Annotated in this window: 22 protein-coding genes and 2 pseudogenes; 19 read left to right on the plus strand and 5 right to left on the minus strand. The window is 42.8% G+C overall.

The window, feature by feature from the left end; translation table 11 throughout:
* Window positions 1-51: 51 nt before the first annotated feature.
* Window positions 52-1,269, minus strand: a pseudogene (sstT, locus tag K1J09_RS04220) (serine/threonine transporter SstT).
* A gap of 143 nt (window positions 1,270-1,412) precedes the next feature.
* On the opposite strand from sstT, the gene K1J09_RS04225 reads away from it, so the two are divergent.
* The 4 genes from K1J09_RS04225 (at window position 1,413) to K1J09_RS04240 (ending at window position 4,435) form a co-directional block, all read left to right on the plus strand.
* Complete coding sequence (locus K1J09_RS04225; protein ID WP_223322994.1) at window positions 1,413-2,276, plus strand: mechanosensitive ion channel family protein; 864 nt, start codon at window positions 1,413-1,415, stop codon at window positions 2,274-2,276.
* A 22-nt stretch (window positions 2,277-2,298) separates the two neighbouring features.
* Window positions 2,299-2,928: a DUF4352 domain-containing protein gene (locus K1J09_RS04230; RefSeq protein WP_223322996.1), complete on the plus strand. Its 630-nt coding sequence runs from the start codon at window positions 2,299-2,301 to the stop codon at window positions 2,926-2,928.
* Between the two features lie 173 nt (window positions 2,929-3,101).
* Window positions 3,102-4,004, plus strand: coding sequence for a DUF2268 domain-containing protein (locus K1J09_RS04235; RefSeq protein ID WP_223322998.1), 903 nt, complete (start codon window positions 3,102-3,104; stop codon window positions 4,002-4,004).
* A 62-nt stretch (window positions 4,005-4,066) separates the two neighbouring features.
* The gene (locus tag K1J09_RS04240; RefSeq protein WP_223323000.1) at window positions 4,067-4,435 is read left to right on the plus strand and encodes an EXLDI protein; all 369 of its coding nucleotides are present in this window, start codon (window positions 4,067-4,069) and stop codon (window positions 4,433-4,435) included.
* A gap of 50 nt (window positions 4,436-4,485) precedes the next feature.
* Here K1J09_RS04240 and K1J09_RS04245 read toward each other — a convergent pair.
* The 3 genes and pseudogenes from K1J09_RS04245 to gdhA all read right to left on the minus strand — a co-directional run.
* Window positions 4,486-4,635: pseudogene (locus tag K1J09_RS04245) on the minus strand (NADP oxidoreductase); the annotation flags it as partial.
* A gap of 15 nt (window positions 4,636-4,650) precedes the next feature.
* Window positions 4,651-5,136, minus strand: coding sequence for a GNAT family N-acetyltransferase (locus tag K1J09_RS04250; RefSeq protein ID WP_223323002.1), 486 nt, complete (start codon window positions 5,134-5,136; stop codon window positions 4,651-4,653).
* A 30-nt stretch (window positions 5,137-5,166) separates the two neighbouring features.
* On the minus strand, window positions 5,167-6,513 hold the full coding sequence (gene gdhA, locus K1J09_RS04255) for an NADP-specific glutamate dehydrogenase (protein WP_223323004.1): 1,347 nt from the start codon (window positions 6,511-6,513) through the stop codon (window positions 5,167-5,169).
* Window positions 6,514-6,866: 353 nt separating this feature from the next.
* Here gdhA and K1J09_RS04260 point away from each other — a divergent pair, with 353 nt between their 5' ends.
* The 14 genes from K1J09_RS04260 (at window position 6,867) to K1J09_RS04325 (ending at window position 19,166) form a co-directional block, all read left to right on the plus strand.
* Window positions 6,867-7,805: a dihydroorotate oxidase gene (locus tag K1J09_RS04260; RefSeq protein ID WP_223323006.1), complete on the plus strand. Its 939-nt coding sequence runs from the start codon at window positions 6,867-6,869 to the stop codon at window positions 7,803-7,805.
* 178 nt (window positions 7,806-7,983) lie between these two features.
* A complete protein-coding gene (locus K1J09_RS04265) occupies window positions 7,984-8,373 on the plus strand; it encodes a DUF1310 family protein (RefSeq protein WP_223323478.1) in 390 nt (129 codons plus the stop codon).
* A gap of 219 nt (window positions 8,374-8,592) precedes the next feature.
* A complete protein-coding gene (locus K1J09_RS04270) occupies window positions 8,593-8,982 on the plus strand; it encodes a DUF1310 family protein (protein ID WP_223323008.1) in 390 nt (129 codons plus the stop codon).
* The gene (locus K1J09_RS04275) at window positions 8,979-10,283 is read left to right on the plus strand and encodes an Mbeg1-like protein (protein WP_223340963.1); all 1,305 of its coding nucleotides are present in this window, start codon (window positions 8,979-8,981) and stop codon (window positions 10,281-10,283) included. Before K1J09_RS04270 ends, K1J09_RS04275 begins: the two co-directional genes overlap by 4 nt.
* Window positions 10,268-10,660, plus strand: a complete 393-nt coding sequence (locus K1J09_RS04280) for a hypothetical protein (RefSeq protein WP_223323012.1) — start codon at window positions 10,268-10,270, stop codon at window positions 10,658-10,660. The genes K1J09_RS04275 and K1J09_RS04280 overlap by 16 nt, the downstream gene beginning before the upstream one ends.
* Complete coding sequence (locus K1J09_RS04285; RefSeq protein ID WP_128834605.1) at window positions 10,641-10,937, plus strand: hypothetical protein; 297 nt, start codon at window positions 10,641-10,643, stop codon at window positions 10,935-10,937. The genes K1J09_RS04280 and K1J09_RS04285 overlap by 20 nt, the downstream gene beginning before the upstream one ends.
* A gap of 101 nt (window positions 10,938-11,038) precedes the next feature.
* Window positions 11,039-11,974 (plus strand): peptide-methionine (R)-S-oxide reductase MsrB, encoded by a 936-nt coding sequence (gene msrB, locus K1J09_RS04290; protein WP_223323014.1) that lies wholly within the window; start codon window positions 11,039-11,041, stop codon window positions 11,972-11,974.
* Between the two features lie 158 nt (window positions 11,975-12,132).
* Window positions 12,133-13,005 carry a MetQ/NlpA family ABC transporter substrate-binding protein gene (locus K1J09_RS04295; RefSeq protein ID WP_223323016.1) on the plus strand — a complete coding sequence of 291 codons (873 nt, stop codon included), beginning with the start codon at window positions 12,133-12,135 and terminating at the stop codon, window positions 13,003-13,005.
* A gap of 248 nt (window positions 13,006-13,253) precedes the next feature.
* On the plus strand, window positions 13,254-14,321 hold the full coding sequence (locus K1J09_RS04300) for a methionine ABC transporter ATP-binding protein (RefSeq protein WP_223323017.1): 1,068 nt from the start codon (window positions 13,254-13,256) through the stop codon (window positions 14,319-14,321).
* Window positions 14,321-15,013: a methionine ABC transporter permease gene (locus K1J09_RS04305; protein WP_223323019.1), complete on the plus strand. Its 693-nt coding sequence runs from the start codon at window positions 14,321-14,323 to the stop codon at window positions 15,011-15,013. Before K1J09_RS04300 ends, K1J09_RS04305 begins: the two co-directional genes overlap by 1 nt.
* 137 nt (window positions 15,014-15,150) lie before the next feature.
* Window positions 15,151-16,422, plus strand: a complete 1,272-nt coding sequence (locus tag K1J09_RS04310) for a TRZ/ATZ family protein (RefSeq protein WP_223323021.1) — start codon at window positions 15,151-15,153, stop codon at window positions 16,420-16,422.
* 215 nt (window positions 16,423-16,637) lie between these two features.
* Window positions 16,638-18,020, plus strand: coding sequence for a CapA family protein (locus tag K1J09_RS04315; protein ID WP_223323022.1), 1,383 nt, complete (start codon window positions 16,638-16,640; stop codon window positions 18,018-18,020).
* 184 nt (window positions 18,021-18,204) lie between these two features.
* The gene (locus K1J09_RS04320) at window positions 18,205-18,405 is read left to right on the plus strand and encodes a RhtB family transporter (RefSeq protein ID WP_223336023.1); all 201 of its coding nucleotides are present in this window, start codon (window positions 18,205-18,207) and stop codon (window positions 18,403-18,405) included.
* A gap of 89 nt (window positions 18,406-18,494) precedes the next feature.
* Complete coding sequence (locus K1J09_RS04325) at window positions 18,495-19,166, plus strand: hypothetical protein (protein ID WP_223323024.1); 672 nt, start codon at window positions 18,495-18,497, stop codon at window positions 19,164-19,166.
* Window positions 19,167-19,283: 117 nt separating this feature from the next.
* On the opposite strand, the gene K1J09_RS04330 is transcribed toward K1J09_RS04325, so the two are convergent.
* Window positions 19,284-20,156: an AraC family transcriptional regulator gene (locus K1J09_RS04330; RefSeq protein WP_061602599.1), complete on the minus strand. Its 873-nt coding sequence runs from the start codon at window positions 20,154-20,156 to the stop codon at window positions 19,284-19,286.
* A gap of 105 nt (window positions 20,157-20,261) precedes the next feature.
* Between K1J09_RS04330 and K1J09_RS04335 the strand changes: the two genes are divergently transcribed.
* Window positions 20,262-21,707, plus strand: a complete 1,446-nt coding sequence (locus K1J09_RS04335; protein WP_270619125.1) for a glycoside hydrolase family 1 protein — start codon at window positions 20,262-20,264, stop codon at window positions 21,705-21,707.
* Window positions 21,708-21,747: the final 40 nt, after the last annotated feature.

Below are 21,747 nucleotides of genomic sequence, written 5' to 3' on the forward strand. Positions count from 1 at the left end.
AAAGCCTCTAGCTTTCTGTAATGATGGAAGTCTAGAGGTTTTTTGTCGAAATTAATAGCGTTTTTCTTTTGGCCAGCTGCTCATCTCGGCCACAGCTGTAAAGAGAACATCTGTAGAAGAGTTGAGGGCTGTCTCGCAGGAGTCCTGAATGACACCGATGACAAAGCCAACGCTGACTACCTGCATAGCCAAATCATTGGAAATTCCAAAGAGGCTGCAGGCGACCGGAATGAGCAGAAGAGAACCGCCAGCTACGCCGGAAGCCCCGCAGGCAGAAATTGCCGCTACAATACTGAGAACTAGAGCCGTTCCAAAGTCAACCCTGATACCCAGCGTGTTGACAGCAGCCAAGGTCAGGGTATTGATAGTAATAGCAGCCCCTGCCATGTTGATAGTGGCTCCCAAAGGAATAGAGACCGAGTAAGTCTCTGGATTGAGTCCCAGATCCCGACAAAGCTTCATATTGACAGGGATGTTAGCTGCTGAGCTGCGCGTGAAAAAGGCAGTTACGCCACTGACTCGTAGACAGCGCCAGACAAAGGGATAAGGATTTTTCCGCAGCATGATAAAAGTGATCAAAGGATTGATAATCAGAACCACAATCAGCATGCTGGCTATCAAGGCTAGCAGCAGGATACCATAGCTTTTTAGAGCCTGGAAGCCTTTCCCAGAAATGGTCGTGTAGACCAGGCCTAAAATACCAAGAGGGGCTAGATTGATAATCCACTCGACAATCTTAGAAGTGATATCTGCCAATGTTTGGAGCAGTTCCTTGCTGTGGTGGCTAGCTTCTCGCATGGCAATTCCCAAGATAACAGCCCAGGACAGGATACCGATATAGTTCGCAGTGATGAGGGCGTTGACGGGATTGTCCACCAGCTGAAGCAGAAGATTGCTGAGGACTTGTCCGATTCCATCTGGCGGAGAAACCTTTTAGGAGGACGAAGCCAACTCTATACTAATGGGAAAGAAAAAGTTGACCAGAACCGCTACCAAGGCCGCCGCAAAGGTTCCCAGGAGGTAGAGTAAGATGACTGTCTTCATATTGCTCTTTTGTCCTTTTTGCTGCTGCGACAGGGCGTTTGCCACCAGAGTGAAAACTAGGAGCGGAGCGATGGCCTTGAGGCCGCCAACGAAGATTTGGCCCAGAAGTCCGATGGCCTGTGCTTGGGGGAAGATGACAGCCAGCAGGACACCAATGCCAATACCGATGGAAATCCGCTTGATTAGATTGGTTTTATTCCAAATGGTGATGGAGCGATGGAGCATGTAAGTTCCTTTCTTGTCTTAGATACTTATTTTATTATACGATAGAAAGGGAGTGAAAGCAATGCTAGGTCGGACTAACCATTCTATGTCCGCGTCTATTGGTCTTTGTGGTATAATGGTAGTAATCTTTTTGGAGGTAGCCTATGTCTAAGACCGGAAATGTCTTTTCCCGCTATATACAGCAATTTGACTGGAGCAAGATTGCAGATGACCTCTTTTCCAAGTTGGTCTCTTTACTTCTGCTTTTTATCTTATTTTACATCGTTAAGAAAATCCTGCATTTGTCAGTGACCAAGATCATTGCCCCCTCTCTCAAGCTATCCAAGCAGGATGTAGCCAGACAGAAAACCATTACTCGGCTGATTGAGAATCTGCTTAATTATGTCTTGTATTTTCTCTTGATTTACTGGGTTTTATCCATCTTGGGACTGCCGGTTTCCAGCCTTTTAGCTGGTGCCGGAATTGCCGGGGTGGCCATCGGGATGGGAGCCCAGGGCTTCTTGTCGGATCTGGTCAATGGCTTCTTTATTCTTCTCGAGCGACAGTTAGATGTCGGTGACAATGTCCGCCTGACTAACGGCCCTATCAACATCGCTGGAACAGTAATCAGTGTCGGGATTCGGACGACGCAGGTACGGGACGCGGACGGAACGCTTCATTTTGTGCCCAACCGCAATATCATGGTTGTCAGTAATTTGTCTCGAGGCGATATGCGTGTTCTGATTGACATTCCCATTTATGCCCAGACGGATTTGGACGAGATTTACCGTATCATTGCCGAGGTCAATGAAGAAGCAGTGCCAGAACATCCAGAGATTCTTAAAGAGCCGAATATCTTGGGGCCGCAGATGGCTTCAAATGGCCAGTTCAACTTCCGTATCAGTATGATAGTGCAGGGAGGCATGCAGATTTCTATTTACCATATCTTCTACCGTCTTTACCACGAGGCGCTTTTGCGAGAGGGGATTGAGCTTCCGACGCTTGGACCTCTTTCAAAAGGCAAGTAATTATTGATTTAGAAAGGTCCATATGAATCAGCGAATTCAGCAGGAGATTGTCAGTGAGGACAATCTTGTTTACCGTTTAAAACGTCCTCTCCACAAGCAGGGTCTCTTTTGGGCAGCTCTGGTGTCTGGTATTATCATCTTTCTTCTGGCCTTGCTCAGCATTCTCCTCGTCATTACTACGATTGGCCTTATGGAGGAGAATGACCATCTCAAGTCTCTCACAGGCTACCATAACTCGCCTTTAGAGACCTATTCCAGCCATGCTTTTGAGAAAACAGTTGAATTTTCCAGTGGACTAAAGGTGACAGTTCATTCGGCAGTGGAAGACAGCAAGCGAGTCATGAGCGATGAGTCAACAGGAGTAGCTGTCGTTGCGACTATCACGGTTGAAAACACTTCTAGAAAGCCCATTCTGGTCAGTCCTTATGACTTTGGACTTTATGACAAGAAGGAAAATGTTTATATTTTGGACGGCTCAACCTTTGACAATACACAAATCGGCACCAATGTGGCGCCAGGCAAGTCTATCCGCTTTGACTTGGTTTTTGACGGGGAAGGCGGCGATGAGGATACCTATACCGTGACCTACGAAAATGCTAAGTGGCAAAAGGAGAAAAGCAAGCCAAAGCAAGAGAAAAAGAAGGAGCAATAGGGAAAATTATCCCATTACTCTAATGCCTTTGCTACTTTCCTCACTAGATTTGAAAGTGGAGGCAGCAAACTGTATAGATAAAAGAGGATTTGAGGCGAAAGTTTCAAATCTTTTTCTTGACTCTGACCTTAGAGGAGGGTGTATACTGGTGAAAATTAGAAAAGGAGATTACTATGAAGATCAATATGATTCGTTCAGATAAGGTTTATCAAGAGCTGCTTGAACTGCCCTTGGAAAAGAGAGAGGGATGTTTTCGAGCTAAATTGTTAGCGCCTTTTGCTCCTAAATACCAAACTCAGCACATTCCTTTAAAAGCGAAGTATCCTGGAGGATTTGATGCTCTTTTCCTACTTGGCTTTATGAATCAGCTGCCTGGAACTCTGTCAGAAAAGGATAGACCAGCTATCGACTCTCTGAGCTCTGATCAACTCTGGCAAGACTGCCAGGATACCATCAAAAGGAGTATTGGTCTTTTTGAGCAGGCTGGCTATGACTTAGAGGTTGAGGATTACTATTTTACTATTTTGTTAGGCAATCCAGAAAAGCCCATGCTACAGCTCAATAAGGGTTATAGCGGAGATGGTGGAATTCCAGGCTACCTCATGCTTAGTCTGCTGCCAAATGACTATACTTTACCACGAGTGCAGGCGGCGCTAGCCCACGAGTGCAATCATAATGTCCGCTTCCAATTTATCAAATGGAACCAGCAGACGACATTGGCAGACTGGGTAGTTAGTGAAGGATTGGCAGAGTCTTTTGCAGCTGAACTCTATGGTAAGGATCTCATTGGACCTTGGGTTACTTCAACCAGTCCAGAGCAGTTGGAAGAGATTAAGCCTATCATCTCAAGTCAGCTTCAGCTAACGGGGATGGCGGAAATGGCTCCTTATCTCTACGGTGATGAAATCGCTGAGATTCAAGGTCAAATACCAGTCGGTATGCCTTATGCTGCAGGCTATGCTTATGGCTATCATCTGATACAAGCTTATCTGAAAAAGACTGGTAAGAGCATTATTGAGGCTACGGTAACACCGACAGAAGAGATTTTAGAGGCGACAAAAGACTTTTGGAAATGACACATTTACTTGAAAATCTGTCAAAACTTGATATAATGTAGGTGATTTCTGGAGGTATCAGTATGCATTATAAAAGAATTGAATTAAAAGTCACAAATCAAGGTATCCATGAGCGCAAGATTTTTCAAGGTGTTAAAATTTTCAGCCGCAGCAAGCTGTCCAAAGATCAGAAAAGCATTCTGACGCAGAAGCTTTACCTGACTCCGAAGCAAAACATTGTTTACTATCAACGGACAGATGTCAACTATGACCAGAACTGGCATCATAATAAGGACTATTACGATCTAGTTTATGGTCAGTTGGACAGAGAGACTGTTTTTAAGGTTTGCCAAGATTTTGACGAACTAAGCCCTTTTCTGGAGAATGAGCTGCTGGAGAAGCTAAAAGAAAAGCAGGCAGCAGGCAAATTTTTTGAAAAATTAGATATATAAAAATCCGACTGCTTATAAAAGCAGTCGGATTTATTCTAGTTTGATAGTGCTTAAACAATACCTTGTGCAATCATAGCCTTGGCTACGTTTTCGAAGGCAGCAATGTTAGCACCAGCCAGATAGTCTTTGCCAAGTCCGTAAGTTTCAACGGTAGTTTTATCTGTGTTAGGGATGCTGGTCATGATGTTCTTGAGACAGCCAGAGTATACTGACATCTATTCATCTGATAAGAGGGATTTTATCATCCAGATATTCATAGCCGGGTGGCCAGCAGCGTTAGAAAGTGGTTGTTGCAGTGATGTAAAACCATAGTGCTGATAGATGGCCACGGCCGTAGCCAGTTCAGTAGAGGTTTCTAGATAAAGCTGTTCATAACCTGCTAGGCGGGCTTCTTGGAATATCCGCTTTATCAACCGGCTGGAATAACCTTTGCCACGACTGTTTTTAGTGACATACAGTTTTTGTAATTCAGCAATTTTATCAGACACAGGTGCAAAACCACCGCAGCCAACGAGATGACCTTCATCTTCCAGAACAAAGTAAGCTGCCCTCTCTTGCTGTTGATAATAGTCGGCCAAATGATCTAGATGAGAATCAAAGTAGACAGTTCCTGGTTTGTCAAGCCCGAATTCCTCTAGGCTGGCTCGAATGAGTTGTGCTACAGCCGGATTGTCTCTCACTTCCATTGACCGTAAGTTCATGATAGTCCTCCGATAGGATGTATCAACTAGTTAAACAATACCTTGCGCAATCATAGCATTTGCTACGTTTTCGAAGGCAGCGATATTTGCTCCTGCAAGGTAGTCAGTACCAAGACCGTATGTTTCAGCAGTTGTTTTAGCTGTGTTAAAGATGTTAGTCATGATGTCCTTGAGGCGGCCGTCAACTTCTTCGCGAGTCCATGACAGACGAAGGCTGTTTTGACTCATTTCCAATGCGGATACAGCTACACCACCAGCATTAGCTGCTTTGGCAGGTCCGTAGAAGATACCATTTTCTTTGTAAACAGCGATAGCATCTAGGTCGCTAGGCATGTTGGCACCTTCAGATACACAGATAACACCTTGAGAAACCAAGCGTTTAGCTGCGTCGCCGTTGATTTCGTTTTGAGTCGCACATGGCAGAGCAATATCATAGTTACCAGCGTAAGACCATACAGAACCTTCATGATAAGTAGCAGTTGGTTTCTCAGCTGCATATTCAGTCAAACGAGCACGACGTTTTTCTTTAACATCTGTAAGAAGGTCAAAATCGATACCATTTTCATCAATGACATAACCATTTGAGTCAGAAACAGAGATAACAGTTGCTCCCAGCTCAGTTGCTTTTTGGAGAGCGTATTGGGCTACGTTACCAGAACCGGAAATAACCACCTTCTTGCCAGCAAAGCTGTTACCATTAGCTTTCAGCATTTCTTCGGTATAGTAAACCAAGCCGTAACCAGTTGCTTCTGGACGGATCAAGCTGCCGCCAAATCCAAGGGGTTTACCAGTCAAGACACCAGCGTCGAATTGATTGAGGCGTTTGTATTGGCCGTAGAGGTAGCCGATTTCACGTCCGCCAACACCAATATCACCAGCTGGAACGTCAAGAGATGGGCCGATATGTTTTTGCAATTCAGTCATGAAGCTTTGGCAGAAGCGCATCACTTCAGCATCTGTCTTGCCTTTTGGATCAAAGTCAGATCCACCTTTACCACCACCGATTGGCAGGCCAGTCAAGACGTTTTTAAAGATTTGTTCAAATCCGAGGAATTTCAAGATCCCTTGGTTTACAGTTGGGTGGAAACGAAGGCCGCCTTTATAAGGACCAACTGTTGAGTTAAATTGTACGCGGTAACCACGGTTGACTTGTACTTTACCTTCGCGGTCAACCCAAGGAACACGGAAGCTGATAACGCGCTCAGGCTCAGTAATACGCGCTAGGATGTTTTCTTCAATGTATTCTGGGTGTTTTTCGAAAACGGGCTCCAGAGTATTGAGAAACTCTTCAACAGCTTGGAGGAATTCTGCCTCGTGTCCGTTGCGGGCTTTTACGGTCTCGAAAGTGCTTTGGATATATTCTTTAGCAGTTGTCATCTGTCATTCTCCTTTAAATAAAATAGTAAACCATCCTGTCGGAAGCTGCTTGCAGCTTGTATGACGAGGATGTGTTTAAATCTTTAAAACAGACATCTTTTAAATGTCATATTTTATTACATGGAACATTATAGCAGACTTTTTTTCCCTTGTAAAGAAAAAAGTTGAATTTTCTAAAAATTTCCACAATTTATTTTCTGAAATATTTCAGAAAGAAGATCAATCGAACTGCATATTTTCCGAACGTTAGTCAGGAATTTCCGGTTAAAAAAACGAAAAAGTGGAGTTTGGTGATATAATAGAGGAAATGAGCTAAAGGCACTCGCCTTCAGAAGAAAAAGGAGCGTTTTACTATGGTTTCGACATCTACACAAATTGCTGGTTTTGATTTTGATAATTGCCTGATGAATGCGGCTGGAGTTGCCTGCATGACAAAAGAGGAACTGGTAGAAGTCAAAGATTCTGCTGCGGGAACCTTTGTGACCAAGACAGCAACGCTGGACTTTCGTCAGGGGAACCCAGAACCGCGCTATCAGGATGTTCCGCTGGGGTCTATCAACTCCATGGGCCTGCCCAACAATGGTTTAGATTACTATCTTGACTACCTGCTGGAACTCCAGGAAAGCGAACCAAATCGCACTTTCTTCCTCTCTTTGGTCGGTATGTCGCCAGAAGAAACCCACACCATTCTTCAGAAAGTGCAGGCAAGTGACTTTAAAGGGATTACTGAGCTCAATCTCTCCTGCCCCAATGTCCCTGGCAAGCCGCAGATTGCCTATGACTTTGAAACGACGGAAAAGATTTTGTCAGAAGTTTTTGCTTATTTCACCAAGCCCCTAGGCATCAAGTTGCCTCCTTATTTTGACATCGTGCATTTTGACCAGGCCGCTGCGATTTTCAACAAATATCCGCTCAAGTTTGTCAATTGTGTAAACTCAATCGGAAACGGTCTTTATATAGAAGATGAGTCAGTGGTCATTCGTCCGAAAAATGGTTTTGGAGGTATCGGAGGACAGTACATCAAGCCGACCGCCCTAGCCAATGTCCATGCATTTTACCAACGCCTTAAACCAGAAATCCAAATCATTGGAACTGGTGGTGTCCTGACGGGCCGCGATGCCTTCGAGCATATCCTCTGTGGAGCCAGTATGGTGCAGGTAGGAACAACCCTTCATAAAGAAGGAGTCGCAGCCTTCGAGCGAATCACCGTAGAACTCAAGGCTATTATGGAAGAAAAAGGCTATGAAAGCCTGGAAGATTTCCGAGGAAAATTGAAGTATATTGAGGGGTAATTAAAATACGACTGTCTAAGATTGAAGAAAGCTCCATATTTGAAGACTTTCTTCAATCTTTTTTAAAGCGATGGGAATATCTGGGAACTACTAACCTCCGCATTTTAAATGATATCCTAAAACTGTGCGATACTATAAGTAAAATAAATTGATAAGATAGTGTGAAAGGGAAATTATGATGAATAAAAAATTCTTATGGAGTGTACTCAGTATTCTAGTACTTATGGGACTGGTTATCATAGGATTTAGTATGCACCAACACCAGAAGAAACAAGAGATGATACGCATTGCGATTAGTAAAGAAGCAAGAAAGGTTTATGAAGAACATATGAGAGCGAATGATCCTAATGCTTTAACAAGAGAAGGAGTTATTCAATCTTATGAAGTTGATACTGAGACGTTAGAATATAATCCGATGGGGGGACTGATGGTTCGATTGTATTTTAATAACAATAAAGAGTTGGACTTTCATTTTGGATTGATAAAAAATGACAATGGAGAGTATGAAACATATGGATATACCGTATCACCTAAATTATCAGCTTTGTTAAAGGAAAATGTAAAATGATCCAAAAATATATGAATGATCAAAATCTTCAGACGGCTATGACTGAAGGTAACGACAATTCTCTTAATCGTGAAGTAAAAGGTCGATATGGATAAAAAAGTGAGGTAAGTTGTCGGTGAGCAAACACACATGATATTATGCTACAATTTTGTTTCAATGTAGGATGGTGTCCTATTAAATCATTTTGTAGTATAATGAGGTAAAGGAGGATATGTAGAAATGAAGAAATTACTATCTATTTTGGGAGTTTTTGGAATTATTATTTTTATGGGAGGTTGTAGTATGAATAAGCAAGCGCAAGAAGATAAGCAAAGAGAAGAGATGCTTAAAGTTGTAAGAAGTGAAGAAGTAAAACAATTAATTGAAGAAGGGATAAAGAATTTAGATAGTCAGTATTTAACTGAAACGGGTATTATAAAGTCATATAAAATTGATTATAATTCCGCAGAAATTCATCCAATGGGTGGTATTGTGATTACTACATATATTAACAATGACAAAGATTTGTATATTAAAGATACTATCAATGAAGATTATGTATCAAAAAAATTAGAAATTGGTGGTAGCATTGTATCAAAAAAACTAAGTGATTTACTAAAGGGTGAATGATTATGGTGTATTTTACTGATAAACAAAGACTAAATATTGCTAAACAACAATATGTTGACACTGAAATTGATGGTGATGTTAGAATTGATAACAAAAAGATACTAATTGGTAAGGTTGCTAACTATCAAGATAATCATAATGGTAACGGTGAGCAGATTTATACGATTACTCCAAATGGTACAAAAGATAAACCTGATGAAGTCAAAGAAGTAACGGTCCTTTTTCGCGGTTCCACAGCTCCGTTTGATGGTTCTGATTGGACAACTGACTGGTTTCGTAATGACATTCCTATGGCTGCAAGAATATTAGGAAAAGTTGGTGATAGTGCGGATCCTCGTGCTCGTTATAATAATTTTGGTACAAAACAGTTGAAAGATTCTGCCCAAGCATTACAAGAGGTTATGAAAAAATATCCGAATGCTAAAGTAAATATTTATGGTCATTCTCTTGGATCTATGGATGCTCAATATGCTATGGCTAATTTATCTTCGAAGGATATTCAGAGAATCAATGGAGCTTGGCTTTACAATGGACCAAATACTTATTCTGCTCTAAATGAACAGCAGAAAAAGCGGGTTGACAGTATAAAGGGGCGAATTCGGAATTATATTGATCATAAAGACTTTATTGGCTTAGGATATGCTGATGTTGGAAGTGCTGAATCTGTTGGGATTGTGGGACACATCAATAGTATATCATCAAATAAAAACAGTGCCATTGAGAGGATTACAGACCAGCATATGTGGGGTGGCTATCAGTATGATAAGCAAGGGAATATCCTTCTAACAGAAGGAACGGAAGAAACTTATTATAAAGAATTATATAAGCATCAACTTAAATCAACTGAACTGTATATGTCAGAATTTGAACGACACAAACATGCGCTTGCATCAGGTGGTTACTCTACTAATGAGAAGATTTTTTTAGACAGTGAGCAATCTACAATTATTGCTTCTGGTCTTGACAGTATAGCTCTGGCAGGCTTGACAAGAATCAGTACGGCAAGAGATAAGGCTATAACGCAGATTGAAAATTTTTATGATTTATCTAAAACCACTTTAGAAACAACCTGTACTGCCTTGAGTGCTGGCGAGATTGAGACAATTTTAATTAGTGAGGGTGTGAGTAAGACGGATATCGTGGAACCTTTACGTAGTCATTTTGATGCTGAGGTTACAAAAGCAACAGCTATTGCTACTGCTTTTTCAAATGTCCGATCAGGCATCGAAAGTGCGATCAAAAAAATGACAGAAGAGGATGCCCAATTAGCAGGAGATTTTAATCAATGGAGCAAGATTTGATTTATCGTTCGTTAAGAGCGAAAGAGAGAGAATTAGAGGAGCTAGAAATCTTCTATCGGAGAGATAAGCGAGAGCTTGCTAATAAATGGAATGCTATTGATGAAATCTTTCGTTTCAGAACGACTTTGATTAATCAAGAAGCTGAACAAGCTCGTCAATTTGTGAGAACCATGAAAGTATCAGATTCTTCATTTCTAAATGGTTATTACAGTAAACTGACTGAATTTTTAGATGAGACTGAATTTGCTCATAAAATAGAACAAGGAAAGTTAGAAGTAGAAGAGGAAGATTTGCGAGAGGCTTTTTATAAAAAACGAGCCTTATACGAAGAAGATATTGAAGAATTAAGGAGAGGATATGCAAAAACCTTTGAGTGAACTGAATGCTTTTGGCGATACCAAGGATTTCATGAAGAAGCTTGAAACAAATCGCATTAAGCTCTTTTGGGTGCCAATGATGAAGGCAGAGAAAGAAAAGATTAAGAAAGCAGGTGAAGACGAAATAAGAAAGGCTGCTAAATCAACAAAAGAAACGATTGAGAATCTATATAATAAATTAGATACTTCAGAAAGTATGATGGGCGCTATGGCTAAAAAAGTGAAGCAAGTTGTCGGCGAGCAAAAAAATAAATATGATGAGATTCTGCCTAAGTGATAGTATTTATAGTCAACAGCAGAAATCATTTTTGAGTTGATCTACTATGAAATTTCCTTTCCTTTTATGAGAAAATAGACGCAAAGAAATGGGGTGTTTTTATGGCAGAAATTTATTTAGCAGGTGGGTGCTTCTGGGGTTTGGAAGAGTACTTTTCCCGCATTGAGGGTGTTGAGGAAACGAAAGTTGGCTACGCCAATGGACAGGTGGGATCAACCAACTACCAGCTGATTCACCAGACGGACCATGCAGAAACGGTTCATCTAATCTATGATGAAAAGCGGGTCAGTCTGCGGGAAATCCTGCTCTATTATTTCCGAGTCATTGATCCTCTGTCGCTTAATAAGCAGGGCAATGATGTTGGTCGTCAATATCGGACGGGCGTTTACTATACCAATCAAGCCGATAAGAGCGTCATTGAGCAGGTCTTTACTGAGCAGGAAAAGCAGTTGGGACAAAAGATTGCTGTTGAGCTAGAGTCTTTGCGCCACTATGTCCTAGCTGAGGACTATCATCAGGATTATCTCAAGAAAAATCCCGGTGGCTACTGTCATATCAATGTCAATGATGCCTATCAGCCCTTGGTCGATCCTGGCCAATATGAGAAGCCTACAGATGCAGAATTAAAAGAGCAGCTGACGGAAGAGCAGTACCAGGTGACTCAGAATAGTGCGACCGAGCGTCCCTTCCACAATGCCTACAATGCTACTTTTGAAGAAGGGATTTATGTCGATGTGACGACTGGAGAGCCCCTCTTTTTTGCTGGTGACAAGTTTGAATCTGGCTGCGGCTGGCCTAGCTTTAGCCGGCCTATTGCCAGAGAAGTTCTGCGATATTATGAAGACAAGAGCCATGGCATGGAGCGTATTGAAGTGCGCAGCCGTTCTGGCAATGCCCATCTGGGGCATGTCTTTACTGACGGCCCAGAAGCAGCAGGAGGCCTACGTTACTGTATCAACTCAGCAGCTCTGCGATTTATTCCAAAAGAAAAAATGGAAGCAGAAGGATATGGCTATCTGCTGACCTTCATGCAGTAAAAGGGCATAAAATCAACTCAAATGCTTCAAACAGTCATATAATTTTTTTATCACGGCGATAAATTATTTATATAAGCCAAGTCTCCTTTAACATGGTAAAATGAGAAGTAATCTTATAAAATAGAAGATTTAGAATTTTATCCATCAAAGGAGAATAAATGATGAATTTGAAAAAAATCTTTTCAGTAGGCTTAGTAGGCCTTGCAGCCTTGGGTTTAGCAGCTTGCGGAGGCTCTTCTAGTAAGGAGAGCAAATCAGCAAACGGACCTGTAACCGTCAAGGTTGGGGTGATGAGCCTGAGTGATACAGAAGAAGCGCGTTGGAACAAGGTTCAAGAGATTCTTGACAAAGAAAATGCAGGCGTTAAATTAGAATATACACAGTTTACCGACTACTCTCAGCCTAACCAAGCTCTGCTTGACGGTGATGTGGATATCAACGCTTTCCAACATTACAACTTCCTTGAAAACTGGAACAAAGAGAAGGGAGCAGACCTTGTGTCTGTTGCGGATACTTATATCGCACCGATTCGTCTCTACTCTGGTACAAAGGACGGCAAAAATAAATATACAGATGTGAAAGACATCCCAGAAAATGGTACGATTGCCGTTCCAAATGATGCGACAAATGAGAGCCGCGCCCTTTATCTTCTTGAATCAGCTGGCTTGATCAAGCTTGATGTTAAAGGTAAGGAACTTGCGACTGTTGCCAATATCAAAGAAAACAAGAAGAATCTGACAATTTCTGAGTTGGATGCTTCTCAAACGCCAGCTTCTCTGACTTCAGCAGATGCTGCAGTTGTCAATAATACTTTCGTCCGCGAAGCAGGCATTGACTACAAGAAGGCTCTCTTTAAAGAAGAAGCCAATGAAAACTCAAAACAATGGTATAACCTGATTGCAGCGAAAGCAGATTGGAAGAAATCAGACAAGGCTGACGCAATTGAAAAAATTATCAAGGCTTACCACACTGATGAAGTGAAAAAAGTTATCGAAGAATCATCAGATGGTATGGATCAGCCAGTGTGGTAATTTTTACCAGCAGAAAGTCATTGTATTGAATAAATGAAATGATTAAGAAGGGCGGAGATTAGCTTCTCCAGCCCTTTATCTGCTATTATGGTCATTTAGTTTGAACAGTATCTGGCTTTGGGTTAGGTCGGTAAAGATTGCGGCTTGTGGCATCACGTTTCCCTAGTTAAGCGACAGGCGGAAAGCAAACTAAAAGTCTATAGTGGCTAAATCTCATATTGGACAAATCAAGGAGTGAATCGGAAATTATGGGCAAAGAAATTATCAAATTGGATCACATTGATGTCGTTTTTAATCAAAAGAAGCAAGACATTAGGGCCGTAGAAGATGTGACCATTCATATTAATCAGGGAGATATTTATGGAATTGTAGGTTATTCTGGTGCCGGAAAGTCTACCTTGGTCCGTGTTATTAACTTGCTGCAGGTGCCGTCTGCCGGTAAGATCACGGTGGATGATACGGTTTTCTATGATCATCATCAGGTTCAGCTTACTGCGGCTGAGCTACGCCAAAAGCGTAAGGATATTGGGATGATTTTCCAGCATTTTAACCTCATGGCTCAGATGACAGCCAAGGAAAATGTTGCCTTTGCGCTCAAGCATTCACCTTTATCAGCTGCTGAAAAAGAGAAGAAAGTTCATACGCTTTTAGACTTGGTGGGCTTAGCGGATCGGGCGGACAATTATCCTGCCCAGCTGTCTGGCGGTCAGAAGCAGCGGGTGGCTATTGCGCGGGCCTTGGCCAATGATCCCAAAATTTTAATCTCGGACGAGTCCACATCCGCTTTAGATCCTAAGACCACCAAGCAGATTCTCGCTCTATTGCAGGATTTGAATCAAAAATTGGGTCTGACTATTGTCCTCATTACCCACGAAATGCAGATTGTCAAGGACATTGCCAACCGGGTAGCGGTTATGCAAAATGGTCGGCTGATTGAGGAAGGCTCAGTTCTGGATATTTTCTCTAATCCCAAGAATGAGCTGACTCAGGACTTTATCACGACGGCAACCGGTATCAATGAGGCTATGATCAAAATCAACCAGCAAAAGATTGTGCAAAACCTGCCGGAAAATTCCATTCTAGCCCACCTAAAATACTCAGGTGTGGTGACGGACACAGCCATTATAAATGACATTTACAAGCAGTATCACATATCTGCTAATATTCTTCACGCTAATATTGAGATTTTAGACCATGTACCAGTCGGAGAAATGGTCGTTATCTTATCTGGAGAGACCAAGCAACTGGCGGCGGTGCAGGAAAGTCTGCGCGAAACAGGAGTAGAGCTGCATGTTCTGAAAGAAGGGAGTAACTAATGCTACAGCTGATTCAACAATTTATGCCCAATGTTTATAGAATGGGCTGGTCTGGGCAGGCTGGCTGGGGAACAGCTATTTACCTGACCCTGTATATGACTATCATTCCTTTCTTTATCGGAGGGATTCTAGGCTTTATCGCCGGCCTCTTGCTCGTCTTGATAGGACCGAGAGGTATTTTGGAAAATAGACTTGTCTTTTTCGTCCTAGACAAGGTGACCTCTATCTTTCGGGCGATTCCTTTCATCATTCTCTTGGCCCTCATCAATCCCTTTACTCGGATTATTGTGGGAACTGGGATTGGACCGACTGCGGCCTTGGTGCCTCTCTCGCTGGCTGTTTTTCCTTTCTTTGCCCGTCAGGTTCAGGTGGTCTTATCCGAACTAGACCGAGGAGTCATTGAAGCAGCGCAGGCTAGTGGAGCAACCTTCTGGGACATTGTCGGTGTTTACCTTCGGGAAGGTCTGCCGGACTTGATTCGTGTGACGACTGTTACACTGATCTCTCTGGTTGGGGAGACTGCTATGGCTGGAGCGATTGGTGCCGGTGGACTGGGAAATGTCGCTCTGACTTATGGTTATCAGCGTTTCAACCATGATGTGACCATTCTTGCGACTATTCTCATTTTATTACTCATCTTCTTTATTCAGTTTGTTGGGGATTTCCTGACGCGGAAGATTAGTCATAGATAATGATTGACAACTAGGGCCTCAGCTGGGGCTCTTTTTTATGCCATAATTTTATAAAAAGACTTGCACAATTAGATTAGGCTTGTTATAATAGCTAAAATCTCTTGAAACCAAGTGTTGGGAAAGTGAGGATATGGCGGATGAAAGCTTATACAAATGTCAATCTGGTGACCTGTGACAGCGCATTTCATGTTTACCGGGACGGGCTGCTAGTGGTTGAGGACGACCGTCTTGCCTACTGCGGTTCCTATGATGAAAGCTGGCTAGGGAAATGCAGTGAAACAGTGGATTATGAAGGTGCTTGGCTCATGCCAGGACTGGTTAACTGTCATACTCACTCGGCCATGACCTTGCTGCGCGGGATTCGTGATGACAGCAATCTGCATGAATGGCTGGAGGACTATATCTGGCCAGCAGAAAGTCAATTCACGGAGGATCTAACGACCCAGGCTGTCCAGCTGGCTCTGGCTGAAATGATGCTGTCAGGAACAACGACTTTTAACGACATGTATAATCCTCAGGGAGTGGATGTTGACCGGATTTATCAGACTGTGCGGCAGTCTGGTATGCGTTGCTATTTCTCACCAACACTCTTTAGCTCAGAGGCGGAAACGGCAGAAGAGACTCTGGCTCGTACTCGGGCCATTATTGAGAAAATTCTCTCCTACAATGATGAAGATTTTCAGGTCATGGTGGCGCCTCATTCTCCTTATGCCTGTGACGAAGATCTGCTCAAGGGCAGTCTTGAGCTAGCGCGTGAGCTGGATTTGAAGCTTCATATCCATGTGGCGGAGACCCAGGAAGAAAATAAAATCATCTTGGAGCGCTATGGTAAACGGCCTCTGGCTTTCTTGAAAGGCCTAGGCTACTTGGAGCAGCCAGCCATTTTTGCTCACGGGGTTGAGCTGAATCCGTCTGAGCTTGCAGATTTGGCGGCTTCACCAGTCAGCATCGCCCACAATCCTATCAGCAACCTCAAACTGGCTTCCAGTGTGGCTCCGGTGACAGACTTATTAGCCGCAGGGGTGACCGTTGGCCTAGCGACGGACTCTGTCGCTTCCAATAATAATCTGGATATGTTTGAAGAAGGTCGGACAGCTGCCCTCCTTCAGAAGATGCGGGCAGGAGATGCGACTCAGTTTACGATTGAGCAGGCCTTGAAAGCTTTGACCATTGAAGGAGCCAAAGCTCTGGGCTTAGAGAAGAAAATCGGCAGTCTGGAAACGGGCAAACAAGCCGATTTCATTGTCATTCAACCTAAGGGACGACTTCATCTTTATCCTTTGGAAAATATGCTGTCGCACCTAGTGTACGCAGTCAAAGGCAGCGATGTTCAGGATGTCTACATTGCAGGACAGCAGGTTGTCCGAAACGGCCAAGTGCTGACCGTTGATGTAGGGAGTTTTGGGTAAGAATGAAAGTCGAGTTTCAGCTCGTTGATCAGCTCTTAGAATTGAAAAAATAGAAAATGAAGCAGGAGATTGGGAGAGATTGCCGCAATTTGAAGATTGTAGCATGCTTCTCCCAGCTTCTGCTTTTTGCTTTCCTTTTCTTTTGGCAGTAAAAATAGTACAATATAGTAAAGGTTGATGCGCTATTATTAAGCAAGAAAAAGCGGAGAAATGCGATGGATAAAAAATTTCTTTGGGAGAAGATTCAGACTTTTGTTCAGGAACTTTGGAAAAAGATATCGGGTTTTGCTGCAGAGTATACTCTCCTGACAGATGCCTACCAAGCTTGGCGGGATTGGATTAAGAAGTTGCCGCTTCCTCGTCCTAAGTTCTTTCAAAAACAGCTTAGCAATCGGCAGTTTGTCGGAGTGCTTTTGACAGTTGTTGGATTGTCTGCCGGCTTAATTCTGCTGTCAGAGCATGTGCAGGATTTTACCTTTCTGTCTCCTAGTAAGAAAGAGCAGCAGTCGGATCCCTCTCAGAATCAGATGGTTCGTATCATGGCGACTGGGGATTTGCTTTATCACGACGGCCTTTATCTGAGTGCTCAGAAAGAAGATGGAACTTATGATTTTTCTGAGAATTTCCACTATGCTAAGGAATGGCTTCGGCAGGGAGATTTGGTCTTAGGGGACTTTGAAGGCACGATTCGGCCTGACTATCCTTTGAATGGCTATCCGCTCTTTAATGCTCCAGAAGCCGTAGTTCCAGCAATCAAGGATACCGGCTATCAGGTGATAGACTTGGCTCATAACCACATTTTAGATTCTGGCTTGGAAGGTGTTTTGACTACAGCTCAGGCTTTTGAAAAAGAGGGAATCACTCCTATCGGTGTTTATCCTCATGAAAAACGCAGTCAGGCACCGCTCTTGATAAAGGAAGTCAAAGGCATTAAGATTGCACTGCTGGCTTACTCCTATGGTTACAATGGCATGGAGGGGCTGCTCAGTCAGGAAGACTATGACAACCTCCTGTCCAATCTGGATGAAGAAAAGATGCGAGCCGAGATTGAGCGGGCAGAAAAGGAAGCAGATATTACAGTCGTCATGCCTCAGATGGGGATAGAGTACCAGCTGGAGCCAACAGAGGAGCAGATGACTCTCTACCATAAAATGGTTGACTGGGGAGCAGATATCGTCTTTGGAGGGCATCCGCATGTGGTTCAGCCGGCGGAGATTTTAGAGAAAGACGGCCAGAAGAAGCTGATTATGTATTCTATGGGGAATTTTATTTCCAATCAGCGCATCGAAACCATGGAGGAGATTGAAAATGCTCATTGGACTGAGCGCGGAGTGCTGATGGATGTTACCATTGAAAAGACACCAAAGGGCACGCAGATAAAAAGTGCTCAGGCTCATCCGAGCTGGGTCAGCCGAGTTGAAAAGGTCGCTACTTCAGCAGATGGTCTACCTCTATATACTTATCAGACCTGGATTTTGGATGACTTTATCGAAGGTGGCAAGTATCGAGACAAACTGAACCAAGAAACCAGAGCACGGATTGATACCGCCTATCAGGAAATGAATTCTCATGTTGGACTGAATTGGCCGGGGCAATAAATTGCTTGAATATGAGTTTAGCCAGATTGGATTTTCCAATCTGGTTTTTGCTGTTTTAAAATTGAGGACTTTGTTATAATTAAAAAGGATTATAGAATTGTTAATGAATGAAACTGACCGCTTTCGAGCTCGTCTATTATTTTGACTTATTTTATTAGAAAGAGAATGAAATGCAATTTGGTTTGTGGCTGCTTTTGTATGTTATACCCATGTTTATCTTGTTTTTGTTGCTAGTTTGCTCCTTGGTCTTGCTGGTTTTCTGCCTGTTTCTGAGAAGAAATTTCTTCAAGGAAAAGCAGGGACGCAATTTGTTGCTAGCTATCTTTTGGTTGGGTATCTTCAATCTCCTGCTGAACTTGCTAGTATAGAAACGATGAGGTCGTAAGGAGAACAATCCAAATGAAATGACAGGGACTGGCTTTATCCTTGTTGGTTAAAACTAAATATTAATTGAAAATTAAAGAAAGGCGAAATATGAATTTTTTTGAACAACTTTTTCTTTTAATAGACTTTTTAATTCACTTTTTACCACTCTTGTTTATCTTTGTTATTTTTATCGTTTCATGGATAGTTTATATCTGTATAAAGAAACCTTTCTACAAAAGCATTTATGGAAAAGTGGTTAGTCTGCTTTTTTTGGGAACTTTGATTTGGAATCTGGTTTATTTTGGCGGAGAAGATCGGGGCGGCTCTTACCAGTTAGTAAAATTAAAGCCAGGTGAAGCTGTTTATGTAAAGATTAAAAAGCCTAATTTTGAGCTAATACAGGGTTCAGGAGTCAGTGTTTTAAAATTTAAAGATAAAACAGATGGGAAAATTAGAATATACGATTCTTATTTGAGAGAGCAAATAGGTGAAAATGAGTATATCTATGATGCAGAAAAAAAGTCTGTTCACTACTATAATGAAAAGGATGGGGGGATAACAATCCCAAACGAACAGGCTTTATCCGATTTAGGTGTTGAGTTTAACGAAAACTATAGCATTGATGTCAACTTTACCCAAAATAGAGCGTTTGTTTTTAGTGTAAGCGACAGTGATCAAGATATCACTGTCCAAAACGAATCAGATAAACCCATATCTTTTTATGTCAAAGCCTATCACAGAGTCTATGGCTCAGAAGGTAGGGACCCGGATTTAGAATGATATCTTACAAAACACGTTGCTATTTCTGTCCTTCTTGTGAAATTAGCATAAAAAACGAACACCTCAAAGTTCACTTAGCTTAGCAGGTATTCGTTTTTTATTTTCTAATTTAGCGCTTCATTTCTTCCGATACTGACTTGGTGTCATTTGGTAGTATTTTTTGAACTGGCGGTTGAAATTGGACAGGTTATTAAAGCCTGCTTGGCTGGAGATTTCCAGTACAGAGAGGTTGGAGTGTTGCAGGAGTTCGGCTGCCTTGCGCAGGCGGAATTGAATCAGGTACTCAATGCAGGAAACGCCCAGATGCTTCTTGAAGAAGTTCATGAAATGGGTGGAGCTGTAGCCACAGATGCTAGCCAGTTGGTCAATATTCAGGTCTTCTTGGTAGTGGGCATTGATGTAGTCGATGATGGAGCGAATCTTTTCTTCCTTGCGGTAGCCTTCTGGTGACAGGTCTTTGGAAATGACATAGCCATTCTCAAAGAGCAGGTAGAAGAGCTGGTTGAGCTGGGCTTTGAGTTGAAATTCGTAGTGAGATTTGCGGAAATAGCCTGTTTCCATAGCTGCTAAGAGGCACTGGCGAATCTCGGCATAGGCTGTATCCGTAGGCTTGATAACATGAGTCAAGTCCAACTGGCCATTGTAGAGGGGTTGCAGATAGTTGATGCTGGCCTGATCCATGGCAGAGTAGCCCATCAGATCCAGATGGAAATTAATGGCGTCCATATAATGGCGCTCGTCGTTGATGGGGTGGATGGAGTGCAGGGCATTGGGGCGAATCAGGATAATATCACCTTTTTCGCTGTTAAAGTAATCGTCGTCAATATGAAATTGTGCTTTTCCTTCGTGGACATAAATCATTTCAACATCGGTATGCCAGTGGAAAAGAATATCTGGATGACCATTTTCAGTGATGGTGCGGGTCAGAGAATAAGGGGTTCCTTGGTTTTTAAAAACGGTATTTTTATGTAGTTGGCCTAAATCAATCATGGGGACACTCTTTCGTAGAATAGTACAATTTATTAAGATAATTGTGTTAGAAAATATGTTTGACAACTATTATAATATAAATATAAAAAAAACGAAAGCGAGAAAATGCAAATGGGTAAATTTCCGCAGAATTTCCTCTGGGGCGGTGCAACTGCAGCCAACCAGTATGAAGGCGCCTATAATCTGGATGGAAAAGGCCTGTCTGTTCAGGATGTGACTCCAAAAGGCGGTGTGCCAGCTACGCCAGGTGATCGCAATCCTTTGATTACCGAGGAGCCGACAGCAGATAATCTCAAGCTGGAAGGGATTGATTTCTATCATCGTTACAAGGAGGACATTGCCCTCTTTGCGGAGATGGGCTTCAAGGTCTACCGAACTTCCATTGCTTGGTCTCGGATTTTCCCAAATGGGGATGAGCTGGAGCCCAATGAAGCTGGTCTGCAATTCTACGACAATCTCTTTGACGAGCTGGCCAAATATGGCATTGAGCCGCTGATTACCCTGTCTCACTATGAAACGCCCCTGCATTTAGCGCGTCAGTACAATGGCTGGGCCAACCGCGATTTGATTGGTTTCTACGAGCGCTATGTCCGCACGGTTTTTACTCGCTACAAGGATAAGGTCAAGTATTGGCTGACCTTTAATGAAATCAACTCTGTTCTCCATGCGCCCTTTATGAGCGGCGGTATTGCCACGCCAGCTGAAGAGTTGTCCAAACAAGACCTCTATCAAGCGGTCCATCATGAGCTGGTAGCTTCTGCCTTGGCAACGAAAATCGGTCATGAGATCAAACCTGATTTTAAGATTGGCTGTATGGTTCTGGCTATGCCAGCCTATCCTATGACACCTAAACCTGAAGATGTGCTGGCAGCGCGGGAATTTGAAAATCAAAACTACCTCTTCTCTGATATCCATGCGCGTGGGAAATATCCAGCCTATATCAATCGTTTCTTCAAGGAGAATGGTATTGAGATTCAGTTTGCGCCAGGCGACAAAGAGCTTTTAGCTGAAAATACTGTAGACTTTATTTCCTTCTCCTACTATATGAGTGTGGTTGCGGCTCATGATCCGGAAAATTATTCTTCCGGCCGAGGCAATCTTCTAGGTGGCATCCTAAATCCTCATCTGGCTAGCTCAGAATGGGGTTGGCAGATTGACCCAGTCGGCTTGCGCTTGGTGCTAAATAGCTTTTATGACCGCTATCAGCTGCCTCTCTTCATCGTGGAAAATGGTCTCGGTGCCAAGGATGTCTTGGTGGATGGTCCAACTGGCCCAACGGTTGAAGATGACTACCGTATTGATTATCTTAAACAGCACTTGCAGCAGGTAGGAGAAGCGCTGGAAGATGGCGTAGAATTGCTAGGTTACACAACTTGGGGCTGTATTGATCTAGTCTCAGCCAGCACGGCAGAACTCAGCAAACGTTATGGCTTTATCTACGTTGACCGCAACGATGACGGTAGCGGAACTCTAGCCCGCTACAAGAAAAAATCTTTTGATTGGTATAAAGAAGTTATTGCGACGAATGGAGACAGTCTCTATCAGGATTGAATGACTTAAACAAAATGGCTCCTTATAAAATAAACCAAGT

This window comes from Streptococcus sanguinis (genome assembly GCF_019928825.1).
Taxonomy (GTDB): Bacteria; Bacillota; Bacilli; order Lactobacillales; family Streptococcaceae; genus Streptococcus; species Streptococcus sanguinis_L.